This is a genomic window from Streptosporangium sp. H16, from assembly GCF_051918855.1.
Lineage (GTDB): Bacteria > Actinomycetota > Actinomycetes > Streptosporangiales > Streptosporangiaceae > Streptosporangium.
The window spans coordinates 223,550-245,071 of record NZ_JBPXMD010000009.1; the positions used below are offsets into that span (position 1 = coordinate 223,550).

At 70.4% G+C, this 21,522-nt stretch carries 19 protein-coding genes; 11 read left to right on the forward strand and 8 right to left on the reverse strand.

Annotation, left to right across the window (positions count from 1 at the left end):
* Positions 1 to 41 precede the first annotated feature (41 nt).
* Positions 42 to 881 carry a cytochrome c oxidase assembly protein gene (locus tag ACTOQ2_RS17785; protein WP_440100634.1) on the reverse strand — a complete coding sequence of 280 codons (840 nt, stop codon included), beginning with the start codon at positions 879 to 881 and terminating at the stop codon, positions 42 to 44.
* Positions 878 to 1,432, reverse strand: a complete 555-nt coding sequence (locus ACTOQ2_RS17790; RefSeq protein ID WP_440100635.1) for a DUF2243 domain-containing protein — start codon at positions 1,430 to 1,432, stop codon at positions 878 to 880. Before ACTOQ2_RS17790 ends, ACTOQ2_RS17785 begins: the two co-directional genes overlap by 4 nt.
* Positions 1,433 to 1,761: 329 nt before the next feature.
* Between ACTOQ2_RS17790 and ACTOQ2_RS17795 the strand changes: the two genes are divergently transcribed.
* Positions 1,762 to 3,834, forward strand: coding sequence for a thioredoxin domain-containing protein (locus ACTOQ2_RS17795; protein ID WP_440100636.1), 2,073 nt, complete (start codon positions 1,762 to 1,764; stop codon positions 3,832 to 3,834).
* 154 nt (positions 3,835 to 3,988) lie between these two features.
* Here the strand turns inward: ACTOQ2_RS17795 and ACTOQ2_RS17800 are convergent, their stop codons facing one another.
* Both ACTOQ2_RS17800 and ACTOQ2_RS17805 read right to left on the reverse strand, forming a co-directional pair.
* Positions 3,989 to 6,175 (reverse strand): transglycosylase domain-containing protein, encoded by a 2,187-nt coding sequence (locus ACTOQ2_RS17800; protein WP_440100637.1) that lies wholly within the window; start codon positions 6,173 to 6,175, stop codon positions 3,989 to 3,991.
* 102 nt (positions 6,176 to 6,277) lie between these two features.
* Positions 6,278 to 6,757: an Lrp/AsnC family transcriptional regulator gene (locus ACTOQ2_RS17805; protein WP_440068595.1), complete on the reverse strand. Its 480-nt coding sequence runs from the start codon at positions 6,755 to 6,757 to the stop codon at positions 6,278 to 6,280.
* 102 nt (positions 6,758 to 6,859) lie between these two features.
* Here ACTOQ2_RS17805 and hppD point away from each other — a divergent pair, with 102 nt between their 5' ends.
* From hppD to ACTOQ2_RS17820, 3 genes are all read left to right on the forward strand, one after another.
* Positions 6,860 to 7,969, forward strand: a complete 1,110-nt coding sequence (hppD, locus tag ACTOQ2_RS17810) for a 4-hydroxyphenylpyruvate dioxygenase (RefSeq protein ID WP_440068264.1) — start codon at positions 6,860 to 6,862, stop codon at positions 7,967 to 7,969.
* 181 nt (positions 7,970 to 8,150) lie between these two features.
* Complete coding sequence (locus ACTOQ2_RS17815; protein WP_440100638.1) at positions 8,151 to 8,861, forward strand: RDD family protein; 711 nt, start codon at positions 8,151 to 8,153, stop codon at positions 8,859 to 8,861.
* Positions 8,862 to 8,933: 72 nt separating this feature from the next.
* Positions 8,934 to 10,433 (forward strand): M1 family metallopeptidase, encoded by a 1,500-nt coding sequence (locus ACTOQ2_RS17820; RefSeq protein WP_440100639.1) that lies wholly within the window; start codon positions 8,934 to 8,936, stop codon positions 10,431 to 10,433.
* A gap of 27 nt (positions 10,434 to 10,460) precedes the next feature.
* Here the strand turns inward: ACTOQ2_RS17820 and ilvA are convergent, their stop codons facing one another.
* On the reverse strand, positions 10,461 to 11,669 hold the full coding sequence (ilvA, locus tag ACTOQ2_RS17825) for a threonine ammonia-lyase (RefSeq protein ID WP_440068259.1): 1,209 nt from the start codon (positions 11,667 to 11,669) through the stop codon (positions 10,461 to 10,463).
* Between the two features lie 42 nt (positions 11,670 to 11,711).
* On the opposite strand from ilvA, the gene ACTOQ2_RS17830 reads away from it, so the two are divergent.
* The 4 genes from ACTOQ2_RS17830 to ACTOQ2_RS17845 all read left to right on the forward strand — a co-directional run bounded on the left by ACTOQ2_RS17830 (position 11,712) and on the right by ACTOQ2_RS17845 (position 13,804).
* Positions 11,712 to 11,852, forward strand: a complete 141-nt coding sequence (locus tag ACTOQ2_RS17830) for a hypothetical protein (protein ID WP_440100640.1) — start codon at positions 11,712 to 11,714, stop codon at positions 11,850 to 11,852.
* Positions 11,849 to 12,136, forward strand: coding sequence for a hypothetical protein (locus ACTOQ2_RS17835; RefSeq protein ID WP_440100641.1), 288 nt, complete (start codon positions 11,849 to 11,851; stop codon positions 12,134 to 12,136). Before ACTOQ2_RS17830 ends, ACTOQ2_RS17835 begins: the two co-directional genes overlap by 4 nt.
* A 176-nt stretch (positions 12,137 to 12,312) precedes the next feature.
* The gene (locus ACTOQ2_RS17840; protein ID WP_440100642.1) at positions 12,313 to 13,059 is read left to right on the forward strand and encodes a type IV toxin-antitoxin system AbiEi family antitoxin domain-containing protein; all 747 of its coding nucleotides are present in this window, start codon (positions 12,313 to 12,315) and stop codon (positions 13,057 to 13,059) included.
* Positions 13,049 to 13,804 carry a nucleotidyl transferase AbiEii/AbiGii toxin family protein gene (locus tag ACTOQ2_RS17845; protein ID WP_440100643.1) on the forward strand — a complete coding sequence of 252 codons (756 nt, stop codon included), beginning with the start codon at positions 13,049 to 13,051 and terminating at the stop codon, positions 13,802 to 13,804. Before ACTOQ2_RS17840 ends, ACTOQ2_RS17845 begins: the two co-directional genes overlap by 11 nt.
* A 22-nt stretch (positions 13,805 to 13,826) precedes the next feature.
* On the opposite strand, the gene ACTOQ2_RS17850 is transcribed toward ACTOQ2_RS17845, so the two are convergent.
* Complete coding sequence (locus tag ACTOQ2_RS17850) at positions 13,827 to 15,008, reverse strand: FIST signal transduction protein (protein ID WP_440100709.1); 1,182 nt, start codon at positions 15,006 to 15,008, stop codon at positions 13,827 to 13,829.
* Positions 15,009 to 15,372: 364 nt separating this feature from the next.
* On the opposite strand from ACTOQ2_RS17850, the gene ACTOQ2_RS17855 reads away from it, so the two are divergent.
* Entirely contained in the window at positions 15,373 to 16,770 is a 1,398-nt protein-coding gene (locus ACTOQ2_RS17855; RefSeq protein ID WP_440100644.1) for a sigma 54-interacting transcriptional regulator, read from the forward strand.
* Between the two features lie 9 nt (positions 16,771 to 16,779).
* Complete coding sequence (locus tag ACTOQ2_RS17860; protein WP_440100645.1) at positions 16,780 to 18,726, forward strand: vWA domain-containing protein; 1,947 nt, start codon at positions 16,780 to 16,782, stop codon at positions 18,724 to 18,726.
* A 13-nt stretch (positions 18,727 to 18,739) separates the two neighbouring features.
* On the opposite strand, the gene ACTOQ2_RS17865 is transcribed toward ACTOQ2_RS17860, so the two are convergent.
* Positions 18,740 to 19,162 (reverse strand): DUF6292 family protein, encoded by a 423-nt coding sequence (locus ACTOQ2_RS17865; RefSeq protein ID WP_440088232.1) that lies wholly within the window; start codon positions 19,160 to 19,162, stop codon positions 18,740 to 18,742.
* Between the two features lie 437 nt (positions 19,163 to 19,599).
* Here ACTOQ2_RS17865 and ACTOQ2_RS17870 point away from each other — a divergent pair, with 437 nt between their 5' ends.
* A complete protein-coding gene (locus ACTOQ2_RS17870; RefSeq protein ID WP_350971812.1) occupies positions 19,600 to 20,025 on the forward strand; it encodes a hypothetical protein in 426 nt (141 codons plus the stop codon).
* Positions 20,026 to 20,195: 170 nt separating this feature from the next.
* Here the strand turns inward: ACTOQ2_RS17870 and ACTOQ2_RS17875 are convergent, their stop codons facing one another.
* Entirely contained in the window at positions 20,196 to 21,335 is a 1,140-nt protein-coding gene (locus ACTOQ2_RS17875) for a cystathionine gamma-synthase (protein ID WP_440100646.1), read from the reverse strand.
* Positions 21,336 to 21,522 lie beyond the last annotated feature (187 nt).

Here is a 21,522-nt window from a genome sequence, read left to right on the forward strand (position 1 = left end):
ACCCGAGGCACCGCGCCCGTCCGGGGGAGCCACGGGAGAGGTCAGGAGACGCCGGACGCGGCGGCCGGAGCGTGCGTCCGGCGCGCGGCGGTGGTCCGGACGGGGCGCCAGGTGCTCACCAGCGCGAAAGCCAGCAGCAGCTCGGCGATGTCGCCGCCGTAGTACATGATCTCCGCGGCTCCGCGCAGCTGCGCGACCGGCACCGGCACGTCGACGACGAGCCCGGCGTACATCAGCTGCGACAACGTGGCGTGTACGGCGATGGCCACCCCCAGCACGACCAGCCGCAGGGGGACCGGCGGGCGCCGCGGCGCCGGGTCGGGACCGGCGATCACCCAGGCGAACAGGCATCCGGACAGCAGGAAGTGCACGTGCACCAGGTGGTGCGGCAGCGCGCCGGTGGAGGTGATCCGATACAGCGGGGTGCAGTACAGCGCCACCATGGCGCCCACGCTGAGCAGCAGCGCGATCCACGGGTCGGCCACCAGGTGCATCGCCCGGCAGCGCAGCACGGCGACGAGGCGCCGTCCGTGGACCGGCGGCAGCGAGCGCAGCAGCAACGTCACCGGGGCGCCGAGCACCAGGCCCAGCGGCGCCAGCATCCCGATCAGCAGGTGCTGCAGCATGTGCCCGCGGAAGTCCGTCTCGGCGAACACGGCGACGGGCCCGGTCACGGCGGCGGCGACCAGCGTGACGCCCGCGAGGAAACCCGCTGTCCGCCACCGGCTCCAGCCTCTGGGCTCGCGACCGCGCCGCGCCGCCAGCAGCACGTACCCGCCCGCCACCACGGCCAGGACCACCGGCGGCAGCGCCGCCGCCAGGCCGCCGCCGTGCTCGTGGACCTCGTGGGCCTCGTAGGCCCCGGGCGCCAGGACGATCATGACGTCGGCGCGGCGGGGGCGCGCCCGCCCTCGTCGCACAGCTCGACCGGGCCGCCGCCACGCCGCAGCAGCCACCCGCCGGCCACCAGCGCCGCGCCCAGGAGCAGGAATCCCAGATCCCACCAAGTCTGGTACGGGCCGGTCCGCACGTGGTGGATGCCCAGCAGATGGTGATCGATGATGCCCTCCACCAGGTTGAACGCCCCCCATCCGACGAGGATCCAGCCCCACAGCTCCCGCGATCTCCACACCCGGCCGCGGGAGTGCAGGACCCGCGAGTACAGCAGGCCGAGGCCGATCAGCACCGCCAGCCAGGTGAACGCGTGGAACAGCCCGTCCCACAGCGTGTTCATCCGCAGCCCGGGAACGGTGTCCGCCGGGTAGTACCTCACCCCGATGTTGTCGGTGTTCGTGCTGGTCAGCATGTGGTGCCACTGCAGGATCTGGTGCAGCAGGATGCCGTCGACGAACCCTCCAAGCCCGATGCCCAGAATCGTTCCCGGCGCGGCGATCCGCCCGGCGCCGCTCCGCACAGCCGACCTGTTCACCATCACGGCCCCCTTGTTCCCGGCTCGCGTCCGGCCAGTCCTGTCCGCCTCACGTACGGGTCAGGCCGGTCCGGAGCCGCGTGCCGCCCGCCGAGGAGAGGGGCACCCCGGGGGTCCCCCGCAAACCCCACCAGAGCCAACGGCGGGCGTACGGGAGCGACGCACCCGCGCACGCCATCCGCGGCCTAAAATTTCGGCCGCCCGCCCATGCTCGCGGCCTCGTCCCTCTCCCGGTTTAGTGTGAGAAGGATCGTGTGGGTACAACCGCGACGCGCGATCTCCGCGCACCTCGCGAGGAGGACGCACGCACCGCGTACGCAGGAAAGGTCGTTATGAACCGCTTGAAGGACGCGACGAGCCCCTATCTGCTGCAGCACGCGGACAACCCCGTCGACTGGTTCGAATGGGGCGAGGAGGCGTTCGCCGAGGCCGTCCGGCGGAACGTGCCGCTGCTGATCAGCGTCGGCTACTCGGCGTGCCACTGGTGCCACGTGATGGCCCACGAGTCCTTCGAGGACCGGGCCACGGCCACGCTGATGAACGAGCGCTTCGTCAACGTGAAGGTCGACCGCGAGGAGCGGCCGGACGTCGACGCGGTGTACATGGCGGCCACCCAGGCCATGACCGGTCAGGGCGGGTGGCCGATGACGGTCTTCGCCACCCCGGAGGGCCACCCCTTCTACACCGGCACCTACTTCCCCAGGCAGCAGTTCCAGCGGCTGCTGGCCGGGGTGTCGAGCGCCTGGACCGAAGAGCGGGAGGCTGTGCTGGAGCAGGGCTCGAAGATCGTGGAGGCGCTGAACGAGCGGTCGGCGCTGCCGTCCGGGCCGCTGCCCACGCCGGACACGCTCACCCGGGCCGTGCACAGCCTGGCCGAGTCCTTCGACGCGGTCCGCGGCGGCTTCGGCGGAGCACCCAAGTTCCCGCCGTCGATGGCCCTGGAGTTCCTGCTGCGCTACGGCGCGGCGGCCACCGGGACCACGCGGGACATGGGGGACGGGGAGCGGCGGGCGACCGCCGACGCGGCGACGTCCATGGCCGGGCGGACGCTGGAGGCCATGGCGCGGGGCGGCATCTACGACCAGCTCGGCGGGGGGTTCGCCCGCTACAGCGTGGACGCCGAGTGGGTGGTCCCGCACTTCGAGAAGATGCTCTACGACAACGCCCTGCTCCTGCGGGTCTACACACACTGGTGGCGCTCCACCGGCTCCGCCCTGGGCAGGAGGGTGGCGCTGGAGACGGCCGACTGGCTGCTGGCCGAGATGCGCACCCCCGAGGGGGGCTTCGCCTCCGCCCTGGACGCCGACAGCGAGGGCGTGGAAGGCAAGTTCTACGCCTGGACCGGTGAGGAGATCCGCGAGGTCCTCGGCGAGGAGGACGGGCTCTGGGCGATCGAGCTGTTCGAGGTGACCGGGACGTTCGAGCACGGCACCTCGGTGCTGCAGCTCCTCGCCGACCCCGACCCCGGCGACGCCGAGCGGTTCGCCCGGGTCCGCTCCGCGCTGCTGGCCGCGCGGGCCCGCCGGGTACGGCCGGGACGGGACGACAAGGTGGTGGCCGCCTGGAACGGCCTGGCCATCGCCGCCCTCGCGGAGACCGGTGCCCTGTTCGAGCGGCCGGACCTCGTCGCGGCGGCCCGCGAGGCGGCCGTGCTGGTCGACGAGCTCCACCTGGACGGCGACCGGCTGCTGCGCACCTCCCGCGACGGCAGGGCGGGGACCAACGCCGGAGTCCTGGAGGACTACGGCGACCTCGCCGAGGGCCTGCTCGCCCTGTACGGGGTGACCGGGGAGGTCCGCTGGTTCCGGCGGGCCGAGGCGCTGCTCGACGCCGTCCTGGCGCGGTTCTCCGACGGCTCCGGCGGGTTCTACGACACCGCCGACGACGCGGAGCGGCTCTTCCAGCGCCCACGGGACGCGACCGACAACGCCACCCCGTCCGGCCAGTTCGCCGCCGCGGGCGCGCTGCTCTCGTACGCCGCGCTGACCGGCTCGGCCCGGCACCGGGAGGCGGCCGAGGCGGCCCTGGGCACGGTCACCGTGCTGGCCGACAAGCACGCGCGGTTCGCCGGGTGGGGGCTGGCCGCGGCCCAGGCGGCGCTGTCCGGTCCGATCGAGGTCGCGATCGTGGGCCCGGCGGGCGATCCGGCGACGGCGGCCCTGCACAGGACGGCCCTGCTGTCATCCCTGCCCGGTCTGGTCCTGGCGCTCGGCGAGCCCGGTTCCGCCGGTGCCGACGCCGGTGCCGGTGCTGGTTCCGATGCCGGTGCCGGGGAGGTCCCGCTCCTGGCCGGCAGGGGCCTGGTGGGCGGCGAGCCCGCGGCCTACGTGTGCCGTGGCTTCACCTGCAGGATGCCCGTCACCACCCCGGCGGCCCTGCGAGCCGAGCTGGCGAGCGGAGCGTAACAAACCGGGTGGCCGTCGGAACCGGGCGGGGACCGCCGGAGCGGCAGGGGTCCGTCGTCCTGGACGCCGGGGGCCGCCGCCCTGGACGGGGTCGCCGGGCAGGTCGCCGCCCGCGTGACCGCGCCCGGCCCCTCGCCGGTCGCCCTGGGTCTCGTCAGTTGTCCTGGATGGGGTCGCCGAGCCGGTGGCCCAGACCGTCGAGGCCGAAGTCGTCACCGCTCCCGTCGCCGCCCTCGCCGCCACGCCCGTCCGGGTCGTCACCCCGGCCGGGCCCGGGGCCGTCGCCGGGACCGCCCGGTCCCTCGCCGGTGTCCTCGGGGGTCGGGGGCTGGTCGGGCCCCGGGGTCTCCTGGTCGGGGGTGGCGCTCTGGTCGGGGCCGGGGGTGCCCGTCTCGCCGGGGCCGGGCGTGCTCCGGTCCAGGCCGTCGCCCTGCTGGTCGCCGTACTCGTCGTCGGGGCCGTAGCCGCCGTACGAGCCGGAGTAGCCGTAGTTGGACGGCTCCTTGAACTCCTTGACCGGCTTGCCCTCCATCGCCTCGGTCATGAAGGCACGCCAGATCTGCGCGGGGTAGGAACCGCCGTACAGGGCGCTGCCGTTCACCGTCACCGGCTTGTTGTCGTCGCGGAACATGTCGACCGCCACGGCCAGCTGCGGAGTGAACCCGGCGAACCAGACGGCCGCCGACTCGTCGGTGGTGCCCGTCTTGCCCGCCACGGGACGGTCGTAGAGGCGGGCCGCGGAGCCGGTGCCCGCCTCGACGACCTGGGTCAGCGCGTAGGTGGCGTCGATGGCGGCCTGCTCGCCGAAGGCGCGCTTGCCCTTGGTGGAGCTCTTGACGACCTTGCCCTCGGCGTCGGTGACCGAGCGGATCACGTGAGCCTCGCGGTGGACGCCCTCGGCGGCGAAGGAGGCGAAGCCGGAGGCGTTCTGGACGGCGCTCACCGACGCCACGCCGAGCGGGAGCGTGGCGGCGCCCCGGTGCGGGTCGAGCTGCTCGGCGGGGATCCCGGCCTGCTCGGCGACCTTGACGACCTTGTTCAGGCCGACTTTCTGGGCGAGGTCGACGAACGCGGTGTTCACCGAGCTCTGGGTCGCCTTCACGAGGTTGACCTCGCCGTAGGAGTAGCCGCCGGAGTTGGGGATGTCGGCGGAGGCGATCCGGAGCGGCGAGTTGCCGTTGACCCTGGTGTCGAGGCCGAAGCCGTTGTCCAGGGCCGCGGCCAGCGTGTAGGCCTTGAACGTCGATCCGGCCTGCACCTTGGCCGAGAAGGAGTTGTCGAACTTGTTGGCGGTGTAGCTGCGCCCGCCGTAGAAGGCCACGACCTCACCGGTGGCGGGGTCGACGGCGGCCAGCCCGGTGCGGACCTTCTTGGGGGTGTCGTCCGGCAGGACCGAGGTGACGGCGCGCTCGGCGGCGGCCATCAGGTTCTTGTCGAAGGTCGAGACGATCTTCAGCCCGCCCTGGTTGATGACCTCGTCGGTGTAGCCCCTGCTCTTGAGCTCGGCCGTCACCTGGTCGAGCATGTAGCCCTCCTGCCCCTTGGGCGCGAAGATCGCCCTGGGCTTGCGGAGGGCGGGGAAGGTCACCTTGGCGGCCTCCTGGGAGGTGATGGCCCCGGTGGCCACCATCCCGTCGATCACCGACCTCCAGCGGTCCCTGGCCGCGTAGAGGTCGGGGCCCTGCGGGTCGGCGAACCTGGAGGGCTGCTGGATCACCGCGGCCAGGTAGGCGCCCTGGGCGAGGGTGAGCTTGCTGACGTCCTTGCCGAAGTAGGCTCCGGCCGCCGCCTGGACCCCGTCGGCGCCCCGGCCGAAGTAGATCGTGTTGAGATACTGCTCCAGCACCCAGTCCTTCGACTTCGACTGGTCCACCTTCAAGGAGATCATGACCTCCTTGAGCTTCCTGATTATGGAACGTTCCTGGCTGAGGCCGCTGTAGTAGTTGCGGACCATCTGCTGGGTGATCGTGGAGCCGCCCTGGAGCTGCTGGCCGCTGACCGTGGACCACATGGCGCGGAAGGTGCCCGAGAGGGAGACGCCCTGGTCCTCGTAGAAGGAGCGGTTCTCCGCGGCGATGACCGCATTCCGCAGGCTCTGCGGCACCTTGTCGAGGGCCACGCTCTTGCGGTTGACGCCCTGTCTGGCCAGCACGGTCCTGCCGTCGCGGTAGTAGATCACCGACCCCTGCGCGGTGGCCCTCGGCTGCGTGCTGTCGGGAATGGGGGTGATCGCCCACACCACCCCGAGCAGGCCGATCGCCGAGATCAGCCCGACGCCGAAGACGACGAGTGTGATCCTCAGGAGCTTCCTCCTGGGACTGCCCGTCCCGCCTTTTAACACGCGTGACCCCCCGATAGGACCCGCCGCTGACCCCCGACGGTTGCGGACCGTTAAGGGTAAACGATGGATAACGGTGTCTGGCCCCTGCTTGGCATGGTACGGCTAGCCCTTCCCCTTGCGCGGGACATCGGCCACCAAAGGCAGAACACGGTATGGCACAGGGGTGTCCAAGGCGATCACCGAAGAGGTCCTGACCACGCCCCGGACATCAACGATCAGGTCAATTACCCGCTGCAGGTCGGCATTGCTGCGCGCCACCACCCGGCAGTGCATGTCGTCGCCGCCGGTGATCGTGTGCACCTCCAGCACCTCGGGAATGGCGGCGAGCTGGTCGGCGACCGGATCGTGCCCGCTGACCTGGCGGATCTGCAGGGTCACGAACGCGGTCACGTCGTAGCCGAGCGCCGCGGGGGCGATGTCCGGGCCGAACCCGGTGACCACCCCGCGGGCGGTCAGCCTGTCGAGGCGTGCCTGCACGGTCCCCCTGGCCACGCCGAGCCGCCGCGAGCACTCCAGCACCCCGAGCCGGGGCTCCGCCGCCAGCAGGGCGATGAGCCGGGCGTCAAGCTGGTCGATCGTCATGATGTACAGATACTCCGCGGTGACCGGCGAGTAGGTGTGCAGTTTGCGCAGTACTTGAAGACAGTGTTGCACAAACAGCCCATAAAAACAGACAGTATTCGCATGAGCGACATCTTTCCTGTGAACGGTATGGACTGCGTGGTCTTCGCTGTGGGCAACGCCAAGCAGGCCGCCCACTACTACTCCAGCGCTTTCGGCATGCGGCTGGTGGCCTACCGGGGTCCGGAGAACGGCAGCCGCGACGAGGTGGCGTACGTCCTCACCTCGGGCTCGGCCAGGTTCGAGTTCCGGGGGGCGGTGCGTCCCGGCACCGGGGTGGCCCGCCACGTCGCCGAGCACGGTGACGGCGTGATCGACCTCGCCATCGAGGTCCCCGACGTGGAGGCCGCCTACGCCCACGCGCTCGCCCAGGGCGCGCGGGGTCTCGTGGAGCCGCACGTGGTGGAGGACGACCACGGCAAGGTCGTGTCGGCGGCGATCGCGACCTACGGCGAGACCCGGCACACCCTGGTCGACAGGTCCAACTACAGCGGCCCGTACCTGCCCGGCTACGTCGCGGCGGAGCCTCTGGTGGCGGCCCCTGACGTGCGCAACGGCCGTCTGTTCCAGGCCGTCGACCACTGCGTCGGCAACGTGGAGCTCGGCAAGATGGACGAGTGGGTGGAGTTCTACAAGCGGGTCATGGGCTTCACCAACATGGCGGAGTTCATCGGCGACGACATCGCCACCGAGTACTCGGCGCTGATGTCCAAGGTGGTCGCGGACGGCACCCGCAAGGTGAAGTTCCCGCTCAACGAGCCGGCGATCTCCAAGAAGAAGTCGCAGATCGACGAGTATCTGGAGTTCTACGGCGGCCCCGGCGTGCAGCACATCGCGCTGGCCACCAACGACATCCTCACCACCGTCGACCACATGCGCGCGGCCGGTGTGAGCTTCCTGAACACCCCCGCCTCCTACTACGACGACCCCGAGCTGCGCGCCCGCATCGGCGAGGTCCGCGCGCCGATCGAGGAGCTGAAGAAGCGCGGGATCCTGGTCGACAGGGACGAGGACGGCTACCTGCTGCAGATCTTCACCAAGCCGGTGCAGGACCGCCCGACGGTGTTCTTCGAGCTGATCGAGCGGCACGGCTCGCTCGGCTTCGGCAAGGGCAACTTCAAGGCGCTCTTCGAGGCGATCGAGCGCGAGCAGGACCTGCGGGGCAACCTGTGACCGAGGGCCGCTCGGACTGACCGGGCCGCCGGCGACCCACACCTCGGGACCGCCGGCGACCCACGTCCCGGGCCGTGGCCCCCGGCGACCCGCCCCCCGGGGCCGCCGGGGGCCACGGCTCGGGGGCAACCCGTAACCGTCCTTGGCTTTGCCGTGGCGCTCTTGTGGTGATCACCCCTGGATGGGATCAGCACCGCCACCGCCGGACGACCGGGGATCGGACCCGTGGTCCGATCCCGCACCCCCCGGCCCGGGTCACGAGGGCCCAGGCCCAGGCGCCGGCCACGAACCCGGCCCCGGCCCCTCTCCAGGTCACCGGCCGGGCTCCTCCCACGGCCCTTCCTCCGGTTCTTCCCACGTCCCCGGCTCCGGTCCTTTTCCCGGCCGCGGGCAGGGAGGCCCCGATCCCGTCTTCGGTCACCCGTCCGCGAAAGAATCCTCCGGCGGTTTCCCCTGGCCGGGCGCCATCAGGCTGGGCGGACGCTGGCGCCGCCTCTTCGCGGGAATCCTCGACCTTCTCATCGTCGGAGTCCTCTCCTCGCCCTTCACCTACCGGACCGTCACCACCGTCACGGGCGCGGAGAGTGGTCTGTCGGTGCAGGTACCCTACGCGGAGACTCTCCTGGTGGCGGTGATCGGCTTCCTCTACTACTGGCTGCTGACTGCCTTCTGGAACGGTCAGACGCTCGGCAAGAAGATCTTCCGGCTGCGCGTGGCGGACACCAGCGGGCACAAAGCCGGTGTCGGGCAGGTCGCGCTCCGCGAGCTGGTCTCCTGGCTGATGTACTCCACCTGCTGCCTGGGCTGGATAGATGTGGCTTTCATCCTTTTCCAGTCGCGCAAGCAGGCCGTACACGACATCGCGGCCAGGACGCTTGTCATAGACGCCTGATCGGCGCAGGTCAGTCGCGTAGTGTGCCATTCCACGGGCTCGGCCGTCCGGCCGGGAAAGGGGCTTTAACGTATGGCGTCCAAACGGCTGGCCACCACGGCGACCGCCGCTCTTCTCAGCACGCTCGGGACCATCGGCGCGGTCGCCTGCTCGGCCTCGAACGGGGCGAGCATCCCCTCGGTGAGCCCCGTGAGATCGGACGCCTCCGCCGTGAGCCCCCTGAAGCCGGTCGCCTCCGCCTCCGACATCGTCACCGGCCACGAGGCCACCCCCGGCGCCCCGGGAATCGGCGACTCCGACTTCCCCACCGACGGCAACGGCGGCTACGACGTCGGCCACTACGGGCTCAAGCTGGGCTACGAACCGGCGTCCAAGCACCTGTCGGGAGTGGCCCGGATCTCGGCGCGGGCCACCCAGAACCTGGCGAGCTTCAACCTCGACCTCTCCGGTTTCACCGTCAGCCGGATCACCGTGGACGGCAGGCCCGCGAGATTCGACAGGGCCGGGACCGAGCTGAGCGTCACCCCGGCCGCGTCCATCCCGAAGACCGCGGCGTTCACGGTCGAGGTCGCGTACGCCGGCGAGCCCAAACCGGTCAGGGGCTCCTCCAACCTGGGCACGTACGGCTTCATCCCGACCAAGGACGGCGCGTTCGTCACGTGCCAGCCCAACGGCGCCAAGACCTGGTTCCCCGGCAACGACCACCCTTCGGACAAGGCGAGCTACGACTTCGAGGTCACCGTGCCCGCGGGGCTGACCGCGCTGGCCAACGGCGAGCTCGTCGGCGCGCCGAAGACCGCCGGCGGCAGGACGACGTTCCGGTGGCGGGAGAGCCACCCGATGGCCAGTTACCTCGCCACCATGACGCTGGGCAAATTCGAGATGCTGCAGGGCAGGACCCCCGGAGGCCTGAAGAACGTCGCGGCCGTCGACCCGAGGTTCCGCGGCTCGCTGCGCAAGCTGTACGACGTCTCGGGAAGGGTCACCGACTACTGGAGCACGGTCTTCGGCCCCTACCCCTTCTCCTCCACCGGAGGCGTGGTCGACGACTTCCCCGCCGGCTACGCGCTGGAGAACCAGACCAAGCCCATGTACGGCGGATTCGCCCCCGACGACGCCATCATCGCCCACGAGCTGGCCCACCAGTGGTTCGGCGACAGCCTCAGCATCACCCGGTGGAAGGACCTGTGGCTCAACGAGGGCTTCGCGACCTACGCCGAGTGGCTCTGGTCGGAGCACGACGGCCAGGCCACCGCCGAGCAGCTCTTCCGCAGGCACTACAGCGCGGGGACCGACGACCCGATCTGGAGCTACGCCCCAGGCCAGGCCAGGCCGGATGACCTGTTCAACAACTCCGTCTACACCCGGGGCGGCATGACGCTGCACGCGCTCAGGCAGCGGATCGGCGACCCGGCGTTCTTCAAGCTCCTGAAGGAGTGGAGCACCACGCACAGGTACGGGAACGTCACGACCCCGGAATTCGTCGCGATGGCCGAGAAGATCTCCGGCAGGAAGCTCGGCCCCCTCTTCGACGCCTGGCTGTTCACCGCGAAGAAGCCGACCACCTGGTGAGGAGCCCCTGCGGCCCGGCCGGGCGGCTCACGTGACGATGATCTTGTATCCCTCGACGCGCAGGGAGCCCAGCACCTCCTCGGAGTGCACCGGCCCCTTGGTCTCCAGCTGGAGCTGGACCTCGACCTCCCCCAGGTGCATGCCCAGCCGCTCGTGCACGATGTCGAGCACGTTCGCGCCGAGTTCCGCCAGCCGCGCCAGCAGCGTCGCCAGCGCGCCCGGCCGGTCGGAGAGCGGCACCCTTAGGGTGAGATAGCGCCCGGCGGCGGCCAGGCCGTGCCGGAGGACCTTGGCCAGCAGCAGCGGGTCGATGTTGCCCCCGGAGAGCACGGCCACCACGGGGGGCTCGAAGACGTGCGGGTGGGCCAGGATCGCGGCGACCCCGGCCACGCCCGCGGGCTCGACGACCTGCTTGGCGCGTTCGAGGCAGAGCACCAGTGCCTGGGAGATCTGGCTCTCGGTGACGGTGACGACGCTGTCGACCAGATAGTGGATCAGCTCGAAGGGCAGCTCACCCGGGCGGCCCACCGCGATGCCGTCGGCCATCGTCGAGGCGGGCCTGACCTCGACCGGGTGCCCGACGGCCAGCGACGCCGGGTAGGCGGCGGCCCTCTCCGCCTGAACCCCGACGATCCGCACGCCCGGCCGCAGCGACTTGACCGCGAGCGCCACCCCGGCCGCCAGCCCGCCCCCGCCCAGCGACATCACGATCGTGCCGACCTCGGGCAGTTGGTCCACGATCTCCAGTCCGATCGTGCCCTGCCCGGCGATGACGTCGGGATGGTCGAAGGGGTGGATGAACACGGCCCCGGTCCGGTTCGCGTGCTCCCTCGCCCGCTCCAGCGCGACGTCCACGGTGTCACCCGCGAAGAGCACCTCGGCACCGTACGACCGGGTCGCGGCCACCTTGGGCAGCGGCGCCCCCTGCGGCATGTAGACCGTCGCCCCGGTGCCGACCAGCCCCGACGCGAGCGCGACCCCCTGCGCGTGGTTGCCCGCGCTGGCCGCGACCACTCCGCGCCGCCGCTCTTCCCCCGTCAGCCCGGCGATCCTGACGTACGCCCCTCGGATTTTGAAAGAACCCGAGCGCTGCAGGTTCTCGCACTTGAGGTGGACGGGCCCGCCGATGATCTCGGAGAGCACGTGGGAGTGGAGCAGCGGGGTGCGCAGGGCGACGTCGGCCAGCAGCTCACGCGCGGCGACCACGTCGTCATAGGCCACCTGAGGGTCTGACATGCGGATCATCGTACGGCGTGCGCGCCCGCGAGCCGGGAGGAGGTGGTCGAGGGACGTCCGAGGAGATACTTCGTCCTCACCGACCAGGGCCACACCCTGGTCGGCGCCGAGGCTCTGCGGATGCGGCAGGCCGCCTCGGTGGTGACGGCGCGGATCCTCCACCCGGGATCGGCGTTCTCGTGACCGTCGCCGCCTCGGGCCGGCGCACCGGTACGGGAACCCTGGAGTGGTGGTACCGGTGGTTGCTGGGGGCCTATCCCCGCTCCTACCGGAAGGGGCATGGAGACGAGCTCGTCGCGACCCTGCTCGCCACCGCCGAGCCGGGGCGCGCCGTGCCCTCGGCCCGCGAGTCCCTCGCGCTGGTCCTCGGCGGGCTGCGGACGCGGATGATCGGCACCACGGAGCCGGCCGTACCGAGATCCGAGAGAAGGAGACGACCCGATGAGCAACCATCGCGGGTGACGTGAGAGCGGCCACCTGGAGCGGGCGATCGAGACCGCGGGTGGGCCCGAGCGTTTCGAGGCGGAGGTCGGGCACCTGCGGGACGAGAACCAGAGCCAGCGTCTCGCTGAGACACACATCAAGAGCGAAGCCATACATCAGTATTACGAAAATTACCTGCCAGGGTATTACTGTAATAGTCGTGAAGCAATCGGTGACGATTCCTCCCGAGCTCTACGAGCGGGGAACTGGAGTCATCCGGCCGCGCGACCTCGCCGACCGATACTCGCAGCCCGCCAAGGAGGCGAGGCGACTGGTAGGCCTCGGCGCGCTCCGTCCACTCAGTCACGGCTACTACATCGTGGCTCCTCCCTCACGTATCACTGATGAGCGCTGGCGCCCGAGCATCGAGGCAGTGGGCATGGCCGTCGCAGCCGTCGACTATGGGGCCGAAGAAACCGCTCTGGCAGGCATCTCGGCGGCCCGTGTCCTGGGAGCGATCCCACGCGCGCTCGGCACCTGCGTCGTGGCGGTTCCCAGGCAGCGGCCGTCATTGAGCACGGCTTTCGGACACATCGAATTCGTCCGCAGGCGAGTCGCGACGCTGGACGTACAGCGCGCTCAAACCGAATTGGTCGACGGATACGTCACCACCGTCGAGCAAACCCTCGTCGACCTGGCGGATCGCCCTGGGTTGGGAGGCACGACACCCCGGCAGATCAGCGAGGCGATTTTGTCCCTGATTATGCGAGCCGACTGGGATGCCGTCCTCGATCTGGCCCGCGAACAACGTAAACACTCCGCCTACATCCGCGCTCGCTGGCTAGCATCCCAGGTCATGGACCCCATCCCAGCGGAATGGCGTTACGCCAGGCCGGTTTTGTCAGCCGGCCTCACCGGCCCGATCGGGAACGCGAACCGGCTGGGAGTCGCCCTCGATGATCACTAGTGCCGAGATCCGTCACTGGAGCAAGGTTTTCGACGCCACCGACGAGCAGATTCGGCGCGATCACTTGATCAGCCACGTTCTCTCGCACCTGGCCCGTATAGAAGAACCAGGGCTGGTCTTCTACGGCGGTACCGCGCTCGCCCGGACATATCTCGACACGTTCAGGCTTTCGGAAGACGTCGATCTGCTGGCATGCCCTCGCGGCCGGTGGAATCAGGTCATCGAGACTCATCTTCCTCGTGCTCTGCGACGCGAGTTCGGCATTGTCACCTGGACCGTTTCCCCGTGCAAGGCAAAAGAACCCGCTGCCGCGCTACTTCACGCCGAAGGAGCCCTCCAGCTCAAGGTTCAGGTCGCCGAACTCGACTATGACCGTGGCTTGTGGCCTACCGAAAAGCGTTCGATTCTCATGCGCTACAAGGATCTGTCACCCATATCCATGACCGTTCCCACAGCGACGGCTTTCGCGGCGATGAAGATGTCCGCTTACCTGAATCGGTTCGCGCCACGTGACCTTGCCGATCTCGCAGAGCTGGCGGACCGAGGAATGATCGACGCCGAAGCGATCGCGCTGGCACGGCGTGTCATTGGATGGGCCCCGTCAATCCGCATGTTCGCCTCGGTTCCTTCCGGCACGGCAAGCTCGTGGGAGGTTGATCTCGCCCACCAGTTGGCGGTCCTTCCTGATCCGGACGACTGCATGGGGCGGGTGAGAGCCGCGCTCATCCAGGCTCTTCGCGACTGAACACCACCGGTTCCCGCGGACGTCACGAGCTGCCGGCCGGCTGATGGGAGGAGAAGACCAGGACGGAGGCGGTGAAGCCGTGGACGTGGTTGTGGCCGCCCACGGGGCCCACCTCTCCGGCGGCGAAGAACCCGGCCACCCCGATGGGGCCCAGGGTGTCGCGGACGGCGACGGCGTCGTGGTCGGCGCTGCCGAACATGGCCGAGCCCCGGCCGTTGCAGGAGAACAGCAGGGCGCCGTCCACCCGGCCGAACTCCTCGCGGTGCGCGTCTAGCAGCTCGTACAGGTCCTCGTCGGCGGTGGCGGCGTCGCGGACCTGGAAGCGGACGGTACGGCCGATCTCCACGACGTCACCGATGGCCACCGCCTCCCGCTCGGGGTCGATGCCGAGCACGCCCCGGATCAGGAAGTCGCCGTGCTCGTGCTTCTCGGCGTACTCGTCCATGGCGATGCCGATCTGCAGCCCCGAGGCGACCAGGTCGCGGTCGTCCTCGTCCAGGGCGCTGACGATCTCCTCCAGCCGCGCCAGGGCGGGCTGTCCGGCGAGTTCGAGCAGGAGGTTGTCCTCGGCGGAGGTGACGGCCATCGTCGGGCCGATCGGGCGGCAGCCCTGGCTGACGACGGTGCTGACGTTGAGGGCGCCGCTGAGCAGCACCCCGACGGCTCCCTCGGTGTGGATCTCCCCGTTGACGAACAGCCGGACCGCCCCGCGGCCCTGGATGGCGTTGGCCAGGCCGCCGATCAGGGGGAGGTTGCCCATGACCTCCTCGGAACGCTCGACGAAGCCGTCGGTGGGGAAGCTGTAGGGGTCGGCGAGCAGGATGGCGGCGTGGTCGTCGGGGGCACGGTCGGGCAGGCCGACCACGACGAACCGGTCGTCGGTCCTCAGCGTGTCGAGCGCGAAGGTCGTCAGCCGGGCCCCGCCCAGAGAGGCGGCCCAGGCGCTCACCGCAGGGGTGACCTCGACCCCCTGCCCGTCGCCGATGACCCCGGTGGCGCTGCACCCGAGGACGGCGGCGCCGGGTGCCATGCTCATCGCGCGCAGCCCGGCGCGGGAGACGTCGTCGGGATCGTCTCCGCAGATGAAGAAGCAGAGCAGGTCGGCCGGTCCGGACAGGCCGGACAGGGCTTGGCGCACCGCGGTCTCGGCCGCGGAGACCAGATCGGACCCCACCGCGAGGCCGTCGGCGAAACGGCTCGTCATCAGCGCCACTCGTCTCGCCTCTCCTTCATGATCCCTTGTCCGGTGGCTCGCCGGGGAGTGTCCGGGTCTCACCGGAAGCTCGCCCTGAAGCCCTGAAGCCCTGAGCCTTGGATCTTGCCGTGAATCCTGTCGTGAAGCCGTGAAGTCCCTCAGTGCCGAGACACCGTGAACTCCGGAGATCCCGCGTGACGGCCCCTTCCAAGATCGTCCCGGCTCCCCGGCGGGGGAGCCGTCCGATGCCTTGTCTTGGAGCGATTCTCCCCACTGCCGAGACAAGCACTCACGTTGACCGCCACGCAATCGTCAAGATCCGAAAGAGGGATGAGAGTGCCGGATCGGGCGTTGTGGACGTAGGCTCGATCCCGTGCCTCACATCCCAGAGCCACGAACTCTGCGCGAGCTGCGCGCGAGCGGCCATATTCACCGTACGGTAAAGGCCGAGATCCGTGAGAATCTCCTGACCCGCCTGCGGGCAGGAGAGCCGCGGTTCCCCGGCATCGTGGGCTTCGACGACACCGTCCTGCCATACCTGGAGCGAGCGTTGCTCGCCGGGCACGACCTGGTCCTGCTCGGTGAGCGGGGTCAGGGCAAGACCCGGTTGATCCGCACCGTGACCGGGCTCCTCGACGAATGGACCCCCGTCGTCGAGGGCTGTGAGATCAACGACCACCCCTACGAACCCTCGTGCGTCCGCTGCCGCCGCCTGGCCGACGAAGCGGGCGAGGAGCTGCCGATCTCCTGGAAGCACCGGGACGAGCGATACGGCGAGAAGCTCGCCACCCCCGACACCTCCGTCGGCGACCTGATCGGCGACATCGACCCGATCAAGATCGCCGAAGGGCGCACGCTCGGCGACCCGGAGACCGTCCACTACGGCCTGGTCCCCAGGAGCAACCGCGGGGTGTTCTCCGTCAACGAGCTGCCCGACCTGGCCGAGCGCATCCAGGTGTCGCTGCTCAACGTGCTGGAGGAGCGCGACATCCAGGTCAGGGGCTACAACCTGCGCCTGCCCCTGGACATCCTGCTGATCGCGAGCGCCAACCCCGAGGACTACACCAACCGCGGCCGGATCATCACCCCGCTGAAGGACCGCTTCGGCGCCGAGATCCGCACCCACTACCCGCTGTCGATCGAGACCGAGCTGGTACTGATCCGCCAGGAGGCCGCGCTCGGCCAGGTGGGTGCCGACCTGCCCGACCACCTGATCGAGGTGATCGCCCGGTTCACCCGGCTGGTCCGCGAGTCCACAGCGGTGGACGCCCGCTCGGGGGTCTCGGCCCGCTTCTCCATCGCCGCCGCCGAGACCGCGGCCGCCTCCGCCGTACGGCGTGCCGCGCTGACCGGCGAGGACCACGCGGTGGCCAGGGTCGCCGACCTGCCGGGGATCGTGCACACGCTGCGCGGCAAGGTGGAGTTCGAGGTCAGCGAGGAGGGCCGGGAGACCGAGGTGCTCTCGCACTTGCTGCGCAGGGCGGTGGCCGAGACGTTCCGCGGCACGCTCGGCGGCACGGACCTGAACCCGCTGCTGGAGAAGTTCTCCGAGGGCGTCCAAGTGGAGTCGGGGGTGACGGTTCCCGCGGCCGAGCTGCTGCGCAGGATCGGCCCGGTTCCGGGTCTGGCAAGGATCATGTCCCAGCTCGGCATCGGCGACGAGTCCCCCGGGCACGCCGCCGCCGCGCTGGAATTCGCCATGGAGGGTCTTTACCTCCTGCGCCGGCTGTCCAAGGACGAGGTGGACGGCACGACGGTTTACCGCACCTGAGGTGTCTGCATGAGCTATCGCTATGGCGAGTACCGGGACGGGCCCGACCCGCTCGCCCCCCCGTACGACGTCCGTTCGGCGCTGGACCGGATGGGCGACGCGATCCTGTCCGGTTCCAATCCCGCGCACGCCCTGCGCGACCTGCTCAAGGAGGGCCTGCCGGGCGCGCAGGACCGTCGCGGCCTTGAGGATCTTCTCCGCGAGGTGCGGCGGCGGCGCCGCGAGCTGCGCGAGCGCGGCCGTCTCGACGGCACGCTGGAGCGGGCCAGGGCGCTGCTGGACAAGGCGATCGGCCAGGAGCGGGCCGAGCTGTTCCCCGATCCCTCGGACGAGGCCCGGCTGCGCGAGGCGGAGCTGGCCGCCCTCCCCGACGACACGGCGAGCGCCATCCGGGAGCTGGGCACCTACCGGTGGCGCTCGGCCGCCGCCCAGCGGACCTTCGAGGAGCTGCGCGACCTGCTGCGCAGGGAGGTGCTCGACAGCCAGTTCCGCGGCATGCGGCAGTCTCTGGCCAACCCCGACCCGGCCGCCATGGAGCGGGTCAGGGAGATGATGTCCGATCTGAACGACATGCTCGACCGGGATTCCCGGGGCGAGCACACCCAGGCCGACTTCGAGCAGTTCATGTCGAAATATGGGGACATGTTCCCGGAGTCGCCGCGGAACCTGGAGGAGCTGGTCGACGCCCTGGCCCGGCGGGCCGCGGCCACCCAGCGCCTGCTGGCCTCCCTGACCCCGGCCCAGCGTGAGGAGCTCGACCAGCTGATCGAGCAGACCCTCCAGCAGGCCGGGCTGGACGAGCAGATGCGCCGCCTGGGCGAATCCCTCTACGCCCGCCGCCCCGACCTGGCCTGGAACACCCCGGAGCGGCTGAGCGGCAACGAGCCGATGGGGATGTCCGACGCCGTGAGCACGCTGGACGAGCTCGCCGACCTGACCCAGCTGGAGGCCGCGCTCCGCCAGGACTACCCCGGCGCCCGCATGGACGACATCGACGAGGCCGCGATCCGGCGCGCCCTGGGCCGGTCGGCCGTCGACGACCTGGAGGCGCTCAAGCAGATCGAGCGCGAGCTGGAACAGCAGGGCTACCTCCTGCGCCGGCGCGGCAAGCTGGAGCTCACCCCCAAGGCCGTACGGCGGCTGGGGGAGACCGCGCTGCGCCGCGTCTTCGCCTCCCTGGAGAGCGGGCGCCGCGGCGACCACGACCAGGTGGACGCGGGCTCGGCCGGTGAGCTCACCGGCTCCACCCGGCCCTGGCGGTTCGGCGACGAGCAGCCGATCGACGTGGTCCGCACGGTGATCAACGGCGTCCGGCGCGGCGGGAGCGGCGGCACGGTGACCCTGTCGGTCGACGACTTCGAGGTGGCCGAGACCGAGCGGCGCACGGCGGCCGCGGTGTGCCTGCTGGTCGACCTGTCCTACTCGATGGCGCTGCGCGGCACCTGGGCCGCCGCCAAGCAGACGGCGATGGCGCTGCAGGCGCTGGTGGCCTCGAAGTTCCCCCAGGACTCCGTGCAGATCATCGGCTTCTCCAACTACGCCCGGGTGCTGCAGCCCGACGAGCTGGCGGGGCTGGAGTGGGACATGGTGCAGGGGACGAACCTGCACCACGCCCTGCTGATCGCCGGACGCCACCTGGACCGCCACCCCGACTTCGAGCCGGTCGTGCTCGTGGTCACCGACGGTGAGCCCACCGCCCACCTGCGGCGCAACGGCTCGGCGGCCTTCGAGTGGCCGCCCACCCAGGAGACGCTGGAGCTGACCCTCGCCGAGGTCGACAAGATGACCCGGCGCAGGGCGACGCTCAACGTCTTCATGCTCGCCGACGACGAGCGCCTGAAGGATTTCGTGAACGAGGTCGGGCGCCGCAACGGCGGCCGGGTCTTCTCCCCCGGCGCCGACCGCCTGGGAGAGTACGTCGTCAGCGACTTCCTGCGGTCCCGCCGCACCCGCTGAGCCCTGTGAGGGATCAGGCGTTGACGTAGGCGACGTAGCCGTCGAGCGCCAGATCGAAGCCGTCGCGGTGGTGGCGGTGGGAGCGGTAGCAGGGCCGCCACGCCGTGCTGTTGCCGACGCCCGCGCGGGCGTCGGCGATCGCGGAGGGGACCCGCTCGGGGGAGAGCAGGAGGCCGCCGCCGAGATAGCGGTCGTCGGTGAGGACCGTGGGGGTCGCGGGGTCGCCGCTCGCGTAGCGGCCACGGCGCCAGCCGCTCTCCTCGTCCCAGACCAGCGCGTCGCCGTCGATCAGGCGGATGGTGACGGTGCGCGGGTCGCAGGGCCCCTGCCACCAGCTCTCGACCTGGTCGCCCAGCGCCTCGACGACGAGGCGGGCGTAGCGGGACGGCTGCTCCCGCCACTCCTCGGTGTACGGCTCAACATGTTTGACACCCACGGCGGGCACTCCCTTGTGCCGTCTTACTCTGTCCGATGGAACGCCCGCCCGGCACGACCACGACTTCACCGCCGCCGGTCTCCTCACACGGGAACGAGCTCGCCCACGATCCTACTAACCCCGCGGACGTGCTCCGAGCGGAATGTGAAGATCGAAAACCTCGTACGCCGGACATCGCCCCCTCAACCGTGACCCTTCCGTAACAACCACCCCGAAACAAACGCCGTCTACCCAGTAATGGAAAAACACGGTTCTCGAAAGGGGAGGAAGTGAGCCCGATGCTCGCGGGAATTCTCGTGGCGCTGATGCTCATCGTCTGCGTCTGTTTCGAGTTGTGCATGGTCCCGCCCACGCGCGACAGGAACGACACCGCCGAAGGTGAGTGACCCCGCACGAGCCGTACCCAGACGAGATCACCGGATACTAATGTCTGGTGCATGACAGACCTGCTGCTCTGGCTGCACATCGGTTTTGCGATCTTCGCTCTGGGGCCGATCACCGCCGCCACGATGTCCACTCCCAGATTCATCCGCGCCAAGAACGTCGGCGTCCTGCGTTATCTGCACAAGACCACGCGTCTCTACGGTTTCGCGTCCGTCGGGGTCTTCCTGTTCGGGCTGCTGCTGGGCCGCGAATTTCTCGGAAAGCCGTACCTGTCGGTGTCCATGACGCTCTTCATCGTCGCCGCGGTACTGCTGATCATGGTGGACCGGGACCAGAGCACCGCCATCCGGGTCCTCGCCAGCGAGAACCCGGACGACGACGCCAAGGTGCAGGTGGGCCGGATCGCCGCGCTCTCCGGTGTGATCGTGCTGATCTGGATGGTCATCCTGGTGCTGATGGTCTGGGGCGACCCGGTCTGAGCCGCCCGGCCGCCCCGCGGCTCGGTCAGAGCCCGTCCCCAGGCCTGCCCGGCCCTGTCGGACGGCGGCCCCGCCCGGCCCCCTCAGGCCCGTGCCAGGCCCGTCGCGACGGCCCGGCCGGAGCCCGTGCCCACCTCGCTGTGCCTCCCCGTGCCTCCCCGTGCCCGTTCCTACCCCAGCGCCTGGGTGAGGTCGGCCAGCAGGTCGTCGATCGACTCGATGCCGACCGACAGGCGTACCAGGTCGCCGGGAACCTCAAGCGGCGAGCCCGCCACGGAGGCGTGGGTCATCCGGCCCGGGTGCTCGATCAGCGACTCCACGCCGCCGAGCGACTCGCCCAGGGTGAACAGCTTGGTCCGGTCGCACAGCTCGACCGCCTCGGCCTCGCCTCCGGCGACGCGGAAGGAGACCATGCCGCCGAAACGCTTCATCTGCTTGGCCGCCACCTCGTGGCCGGGGTGGTCGGCCAGGCCCGGGTAGAGCACCGAGGTCACCCGCGGATGGGCGAGCAGCAGGTCCACCACCCGCTCGGCGTTGTCGCAGTGACGGTCCATCCTCACGCCGAGCGTCTTGAGGCCGCGCAGCGTCAGCCAGGCGTCGAACGGCCCGGCCACCGCGCCCATCGCGTTCTGGTGGTAGGCGAGCTCCTCGCCCAGCCCGGCGTCCCGCGCGACGAGCGCGCCGCCGACCACGTCGGAGTGGCCGCCCACGTACTTGGTGGTCGAGTGCACCACGACGTCCGCGCCCAGCGCCAGCGGCTGCTGCAGGTACGGGGAGGCGAAGGTGTTGTCCACCACCAGCAGCGCGCCGCACTCGGTCGCGAGCTGGGCCAGGGCTGCGATGTCCGCGATGCCGAGCAGCGGGTTGGTGGGCGTCTCCACCCAAATAATCTTGGTCTTCTGGGTCACGGCGGCCGCCACCGCCGCCAGGTCGCCCAGCGGCACCGGGTCGTAGTGCAGCCCCCAGCGCTCGTGGACCTTCGCGAACAGGCGGTAGGTGCCGCCGTAGGCGTCGTTCGGGATGATCACGTGGTCACCCGGCCTGCAGATCGTACGGAGCACCGTGTCCTCGGCCGCCAGACCCGAGGCGAAGGCCAGGCCACGGCTGCCGCCCTCGACGGCGGCCATGGCCTCCTCCAGCGCGGTCCTGGTCGGGTTGGCCGACCGGCTGTACTCGTATCCGGCGCGCAACCCGCCCACGCCGTCCTGCTTGTAGGTGGACACCGCGTAGATCGGCGGCACCACGGCCCCGGTGTAGGGGTCAGGCTCCTGACCTGCGTGGATGGCCAGCGTCTCGAATCCATGGTTCATGGGGTCAACGCTACTCGCAGCAGCGGGGGCCCCAGGGCCGTGGGAGCCGCTCCCCACGGCCCTCCGCCACCTCCTCGGCCTCCTCGGCCTCCTCGGCCTACTCGACGCGCTCCCCGCTGATCCGCGAGAGCAGGAGCGGGTCGGCGAGCGTCAGGGCCGCGCCGACCACGAGCCCCGCGACCAGCAG